General features: G+C 69.7%; 4 protein-coding genes, 1 tRNA gene and 1 pseudogene. 5 read left to right on the top strand and 1 reads right to left on the bottom strand.

Features of this window, described 5'->3' with window-relative positions; genetic code table 11:
* Positions 1-95 precede the first annotated feature (95 nt).
* A pseudogene (locus ACWCO3_RS29270) lies at positions 96-545 on the bottom strand (zinc-dependent metalloprotease); the annotation flags it as partial.
* A 115-nt stretch (positions 546-660) separates the two neighbouring features.
* Between ACWCO3_RS29270 and ACWCO3_RS29275 the strand changes: the two are divergent.
* From ACWCO3_RS29275 to ACWCO3_RS29295, 5 genes are all read left to right on the top strand, one after another.
* Complete coding sequence (locus ACWCO3_RS29275) at positions 661-1674, top strand: YlbL family protein (RefSeq protein WP_354886597.1); 1014 nt, start codon at positions 661-663, stop codon at positions 1672-1674.
* A gap of 96 nt (positions 1675-1770) precedes the next feature.
* A complete protein-coding gene (locus ACWCO3_RS29280) occupies positions 1771-4767 on the top strand; it encodes a UPF0182 family membrane protein (protein ID WP_358166080.1) in 2997 nt (998 codons plus the stop codon).
* A 189-nt stretch (positions 4768-4956) separates the two neighbouring features.
* Positions 4957-5466 (top strand): SigE family RNA polymerase sigma factor, encoded by a 510-nt coding sequence (locus ACWCO3_RS29285; RefSeq protein ID WP_145779093.1) that lies wholly within the window; start codon positions 4957-4959, stop codon positions 5464-5466.
* Positions 5456-6400 (top strand): hypothetical protein, encoded by a 945-nt coding sequence (locus ACWCO3_RS29290; protein WP_450013120.1) that lies wholly within the window; start codon positions 5456-5458, stop codon positions 6398-6400. The genes ACWCO3_RS29285 and ACWCO3_RS29290 overlap by 11 nt, the downstream gene beginning before the upstream one ends.
* A gap of 90 nt (positions 6401-6490) precedes the next feature.
* Positions 6491-6564: transfer RNA gene (locus ACWCO3_RS29295), tRNA-Met, on the top strand.
* The last annotated feature ends 178 nt before the right edge of the window (positions 6565-6742 follow it).

Raw genomic sequence — 6742 nt, forward strand, 5'->3', positions numbered from 1 at the left:
CCCGGACCTGCTCGGCCAGGGCGGCGATGTCAGCCAGGTCGCCAGTCACGAAACCTGGGCCGGCGCTGAACTCCGCCTCCAGGGCGACACCGAGCACCGAGGGTGGCCACCATCGACTGCATCGGGCCGAGCTGCGCGCGGGCCTCGGGCGGCACCAGGTCGCCCATCGCGCCGACCATCCGGCTGGCGACCGGGTCGCAGAGCTTGCGCCACACGTCCAGCGTCTTGAAGATCCACTCATTGCGGTTCCAGGCGACCGGCGACTGGATGCCCGACGGCCACGCCGAGGCCGGCTCCAACCACAGGTCGGCCAGGCGCAACGCCTCCTCGACCGCGTTGCGCTCATATGGTGACACCGCCGGGTCGCCGGCGGCCGCGAGCTGGCTGGCCGCTACCTGCCGGGCCAGGTCCCAGTTGACCGGTCCGCTGCCCGGCGAGGAGAGCAGGTGCTGCATCTGCGACATGAACTGCTGCATCTGCGCGGGATCGTTGGGGTCTGGTGGTTGCCCACCCGGGAGCGCGAAGCCGAACGGAATATCAGGCACGACGTCTACGGTACGCGGGCCGCGCCCCTGGTAGCCGCCGCTGGCGTTGCGCTGAGGGCGAAGTCGCGTGGCGCATCCGGCGGGCGGCGCCCGACCGGTCGGTACGCTCTGCGGCATGAGACGTCGTGGCCTGACGGTCCTGCTCGGTGCCCTGTTCACCGCCCTGCTGAGCATCGGGGTGCTCCGGGTGCCGATCCCGTACGTGGTGCTCGGGCCCGGTCCGACGGTCAACACCCTGGGCACGGCCGACGGCAAGGAGGTCATCCAGGTCTCCGGGCGGGAGACCTCGACCTCGGCCGGGCAGCTGCGGCTGACCACGGTGGGTGTGCAGCCCACGGTGCGGCTGCGGGGAGCGATCGCGGGTTGGTTCTCGGACGACGAGGCGGTGGTGCCGCGGGAGCTGGTCTATCCGCCCGGGGAGTCGACGGAGCAGGTCGAGCAGCGTAACGCCGAGGACTTCAAGGCGTCGCAGACCAGCGCGGAGACCGCCGCGCTGCGGGAGTTGGGCTTCCCGGTGCAGGTGGTCATCAAGACGGTGTCCGGGGACGGTCCGGCCGCCGGGGCGCTGAAGGCCGGCGACGTGATCACCTCGGTCGACGGTCAGCCGGTGCCGGTGGCCGCGAAGGTCACCGAGCTGGTCCGGGCCAAGCCCGTCGGCACGGCGTTGACCATCGGCTACACCCGCGACGGCGTACCGGCCACCGTCTCGGTGACGAGCCGGGAGCAGGACGGCCGACCGCGCATCGGTGTCGAGATCGATCAGCAGCAGCCGCACCCGTTCACGCTCGGCATTGACCTGGGGGACATCGGCGGCCCGAGCGCCGGTCTGATGTTCGCCCTGGGGATCGTGGACAAGTTGACCCCGGCGGATCTCACCGGTGGCCAGGTCATCGCCGGCACCGGCACCATCGACGACGAGGGCGCGGTCGGCCCGATCGGTGGGATCGCCCAGAAGCTGGTCGGCGCGAAGCGGGCCGGGGCGAAGGTGTTCCTGGTGCCGGCGGACAACTGCGCCGAGGCGGTCCGCAATCCCCAGCCAGATCTGCCGCTGTTGCGGGTGGGCTCGCTGGACGAGGCATTGACCGCTCTGGAGACGTTGCGTGGGGGCGGCCAGCCGACCCGTTGCTGACCGACGTGACCGTGCCCCGACACGTTCAGGATCACCCCGTACTCTGGGTGCCTGGTCGGAGCCGATCACATCGAGCGTGCGGAGCCAACAGTGGTCATGCGTAGCAGCAGCCCCCTTCCGAGGATGAGCCGGCGCGGGCGCGTCACCATCGCCGTCCTGGTCGGGGTGTTCGTGCTCTTCACCCTGCTCGGGTGGGGTGTCCAGGCGTGGACCGACTGGCTGTGGTTCGACGAGGTCCGCTACACCGAGGTCTTCACCGGAGTCCTGCTCACCCGGCTGGTGCTGTTCCTCGCCGTCGGGCTCGGCATGGCGGTGATCGTCGGCGGCAACCTGTGGCTGGCCCACCGGTTGCGTCCGCGGCTGCGCCCGCACTCGGTGGAGCAGGCCACCCTGGAGCGTTACCGGATGGTGCTCAGCCCGCGGCTCGGCACCTGGATCGCGTTGACCGCCGCGGTGGTCGGGCTCTTCGCCGGCCTCTCCGCGCAGAACCGGTGGAACCAGTGGATGCTCTTCCGCAACGGCGGTGACTTCGGGATCAAGGACCCGGAGTTCGGGGTGGACATCGGCTTCTACGTCTTCCAGTTGCCGTTCTGGCGTTACCTGCTCGGCGTCGCCTTCACCGCTGTCGTGCTGGCGGTGATCGGCGCGCTGGCGGTGCACTACCTGTTCGGCGGGGTTCGCCTCCAGGGCGTCGGGGACCGGATGAGCAACGCCGCCCGCGCGCACCTGAGCAGCCTGGTCGCGGTCTTCGTGTTGTTGAAGGCCATCGCGTACGTGCTGGACCGGCGGGCGATGCTGCTGGAGTACAACGAGGGCGTCAAGCTGTACGGCGCCGGCTACGCCGACGTCAACGCGCTGCTGCCGGCGAAGGAGATCCTGGCCTACATCTCGATCGTGGTGGCGATCGCGATCATCGTCTTCTCCAACGCCTGGATGCGGAACCTGGTCTGGCCGGGCATCTCGCTGGCGCTGCTCGGCGTCTCCGCGGTGGCCATCGGCGGCATCTACCCCTGGGCGGTGCAGACCTTCGAGGTCAAGCCGAGCGCGAAGGACAAGGAAGCGCCGTACATCCAGCGCAGCATCGACGCGACGCGGGCGGCGTTCGGGCTGGGGGTCACCGAGACGACCCCGTACGCGGCGAACAACCTCACCCCACCGGCGAGCCTGGTCACCGACACATCGGTGGTGCCGAACGTGCGGCTGCTCGACCCGCAGCTGGTCAGCGAGACGTACACCCAGCTCCAGCAGGTGCGTGGCTTCTACGACTTCGGCCCCAAGCTGGACATCGACAGGTACGGGGTGAACGGCAAGGTCTCCGACTACGTCGTCGGCGTCCGGGAGATCAACTACGGCGAGCTGACCGATCAGCAGAACACCTGGATCAACAGGCACACCGTCTACACCCACGGGTACGGGCTGGTGGCCGCACCGGCCAACCAGGTGGTCTGCGGCGGGCAGCCGTTCTTCGTCTCCGGCTTCCTCGGCGAGAAGACCCAGGAGGCGTGCTCCTCGCAGACCGAGCAGATCACGGCCAAGCAGCCGCGGATCTACTACGGCGAGCGGATGGCGCCGGACGACTACGCGATCGTCGGGCAGTCCGACCCGAACAAAAAGGCCGAGTTCGACAGGCCGGTCGGTGAGGGTGGCGGCGAGTCCTACACCTATACCGGCGAGGGCGGTGTCGAGATCGGCTCCTTCGCCCGGCGCCTGCTGTACGCCATCAAGGAGCAGGAGTCGAACTTCCTGCTCTCCGAGGCGGTCAACAAGGACTCCAAGCTGCTCTACGTGCGCAACCCCCGGGACCGGGTGGAGAAGGTCGCGCCGTTCCTCACCCTGGACGGCGACCCGTACCCGGCGGTGGTGGACGGTCGGGTGCAGTGGATCGTCGACGGTTACACCACGGCGGCCAGCTACCCGTACGCCGAGCGGGTCAACCTGCAGACCGAGACGACCGACGAGTTGACCAACCGGGGCACGTTCCAGTTGGCCCGGGAGAACGTGAACTACATGCGTAACTCGGTGAAGGCGACGGTCGACGCGTACGACGGCACCGTCAAGCTCTACGAGTACGACGACACCGACCCGGTGCTCAAGGCCTGGAACAAGGCGTTCGGCGGTGACCTGATCCAGCCGAAGGCGGACATCCCGGTGGAGCTGAACGAACATTTCCGCTACCCGGCGGACATGTTCAAGGTCCAGCGCAACCTGCTCACGAAGTTCCACGTGACCAACCCGGGTGACTTCTACTCGGCACAGGACTTCTGGCAGGTGCCCAATGTGCCGGACGCTCCGGACAGCGGCCAGAAGCAGCCGCCGTACTACCTGTTCACCCAGTTCCCGGGGCAGGAGAGCCCCCGGTTCCAGCTCACCTCGGCGGTCACCCCGAACGGCCGGCAGAACCTCGCCGCGCTGATCTCCGGGTCGTACGTCGACGGGAAGCCTCGACTGGAGGTGCTGGAGTTGCCGGACCAGACCCGGATCTCCGGCCCGGTCCAGGTGCACCAGCAGATGACCAACAACGCGAACATTCGCCAGCAGCTCAACCTGCTGTCCAGCAACCAGGCGCAGGTGCAGTACGGCAACCTGCTCTCGTTGCCCTTCGCCGACGGCATGCTCTACGTCGAGCCGGTCTACGTGAAGAGCAACCAGCAGGACGCGTACCCGCTGTTGCAGAAGGTGCTGCTCTCGTACGGTGACGGTGGCTCCTTCGTGGCGCTCGCCGACAACATCAACGACGGCATCAAGCAGTTGGTCGAGCAGGGTAAGAAGGCCGGGCAGGGCGCCCCGCCGACTCCGCCGCCCGGGGGCAACCCGACGAGCCCGACGCCGACGCCCACGCCCAGCGGGACCGCGACGCCGACTCCGACGCCCACGCCGAGCGCCGGCACCCCGCCGCCGACCGGTGACCTGGCCGCCGCGGCGGACCGGGTGCAGAGCGCGATCAGCGAGGTACGGGCGGCACAGACGTCCGGTGACTTCGAGCGGTACGGGCGTGCGCTGAAGGCCCTGGACGAGGCGCTCACCGCGTTCCAGCAGGCGCAGCAGGCCGCCGGCACTGCCAGTGGTGGCCCCTCGCCGAGCGCCGGCGGCTGATCCACCGCCTACGGGAGTACGTCTCGGAGCCCTCGTCGTCGGACCGCAACGGTCCGGACGGCGGGGGCTCCGTCGTGTCCGGAGACGCGCCCCACCTGTCGCCTCGCCGACAGCTGCCGCAAGCCCGCAACCTGGGACAACGTTCCACCGTCCTCATTTGCAACGGGGTGGGGATGAGGGGGAGCAGCCGTGAGGGATGCGCAGAGCTTCGACGACTTCTACCGCAGCACCGCGCGGCGGATGGTGCGGTACGGCTACGCGGTCGCCGGTGACCACAACGAGGCGCAGGATCTGGTGCAGGAGGCGTACACCCGGGCCTGGCGACAGTGGGGGCGGTTGTCCGAGCATCCCGCGCCGGAGGCCTGGCTGCGGTTGGTGGTGGCCCGGTTGGCGACCGATCGTTGGCGGCGTCTGCGCACCCTGCGCGGCGCGCTGCGGATCGCCGGGCCCCCGCAGCCGGTAGCGCCGCCCAACGAGGACAGCGTGTTGCTGGTCCAGGCGCTGCGTCAGGTGCCGGCGACCCACCGGCAGGCGTTGGCTCTGCACTACCTGTTCGACATGCCGGTCGACGAGATCGCCCGCGAGGTGGGCGTACCCGTCGGCACTGTGAAGTCCTGGCTCTCCCGCGGCCGGTCCCGACTCGCCGCCCTGCTGCCCGATCTCGCCGACGTGGAACTGGAGGCCAGCGATGTCGCGTGAACTGTCAGAGATGTATCGGTCCCTCGCCGCCGACGCGGACACCCGTGCGCTGGTCGTCCCGGACGTGCTCCGGCACCAGGCCGACCGTCGGGCCCGTCTCCGTGCGACAGGTGGCGCCCTGGCCGTGGCGTTGGTGGCGGGCGGCGTGGTCGTCGGCAGCCAGGTGGTTGCCGTCCCGGCGACGAGGACCGTACCCCCGCCGGCCGGCACGCCGACGGTTCCATCGCCCCCGATCTCGCCGACGCCGGACGTGACAGCTGCTCCGCCGTCACCGTCGGTCCCGCCGGCGGCGCCGAGCCGCCCCTCGGGTACGACGTCGGCGTCGCCGCGGGTCACCAGCGCGGCGCCACCTCGTACGCCGACCAGCATCCCGGATCGGGCGTTCTTCGCGCTCGCGCCGGCCAACCAGACCGGCATCGCGCCCGAATTCCGGGACCTGGCCGCCCTGCCGGGCCTGTGTGGTGCACGTGTTTCGAGCGAGGCGGTGGTGCAGCGCCGAACCCGGCTCCTGATCTACAAGCTGCCGCAGAACCCCGGTGAGGGGTACGTCCCGGACGGCACCTACGCGCACTCCATCACCATCTATCGGGCCGGGCGCGCCGATGACGTGCTGGACGAGCTGCGGGAGGCGGTGCGGAACTGCCCCGAGCAGAAGTGGCCGGGCAGCGAAGCGCCGTCGCGGAGCACGCAGCGGCTGCTCGCCGACAGCGGGTACGGCGACGAGTCGGTGCTGTTCGAGGTGCGCAGCCCAGGTCAGGACATCAACGGCGATCCGACCGGTGTGGAGGACGTGCGGCTGGTCCGGGCGATCCGGATCGGCGACGTGGTGACAATTCTCTGGGAGCAGGGTTGGGAGAACACCTCCAGCCAGCGGGCCCAGGTCGACGCGGACAGTCGCCGCGCGGTCGCCGCCATCCGAGCCTGGCTCGACTGACGTCGGTGCGGCCGGCCGGGAAGCTCCCTCGGCGGATTCGGATGTCGTTTTGCGGGGCCCGGGGGTGGTGCGCTACGGTTATCGAGCCGACGCGGGGTGGAGCAGCTCGGTAGCTCGCTGGGCTCATAACCCAGAGGTCGCAGGTTCAAATCCTGTCCCCGCTACGAACGAAAGCCCGTCTCCGGTTCGCCGGAGACGGGCTTTCACCGTTTCGGGCATCGCGAAGCGGCGGTCGGCGACCCCCGCTGATCATCGACTGCGCGGATGGGCTAGTCTTAACAGGCCGACGCGGGGTGGAGCAGCTCGGTAGCTCGCTGGGCTCATAACCCAGAGGTCGCAGGT

Source organism: Micromonospora sp. NPDC002411 (assembly GCF_053592955.1).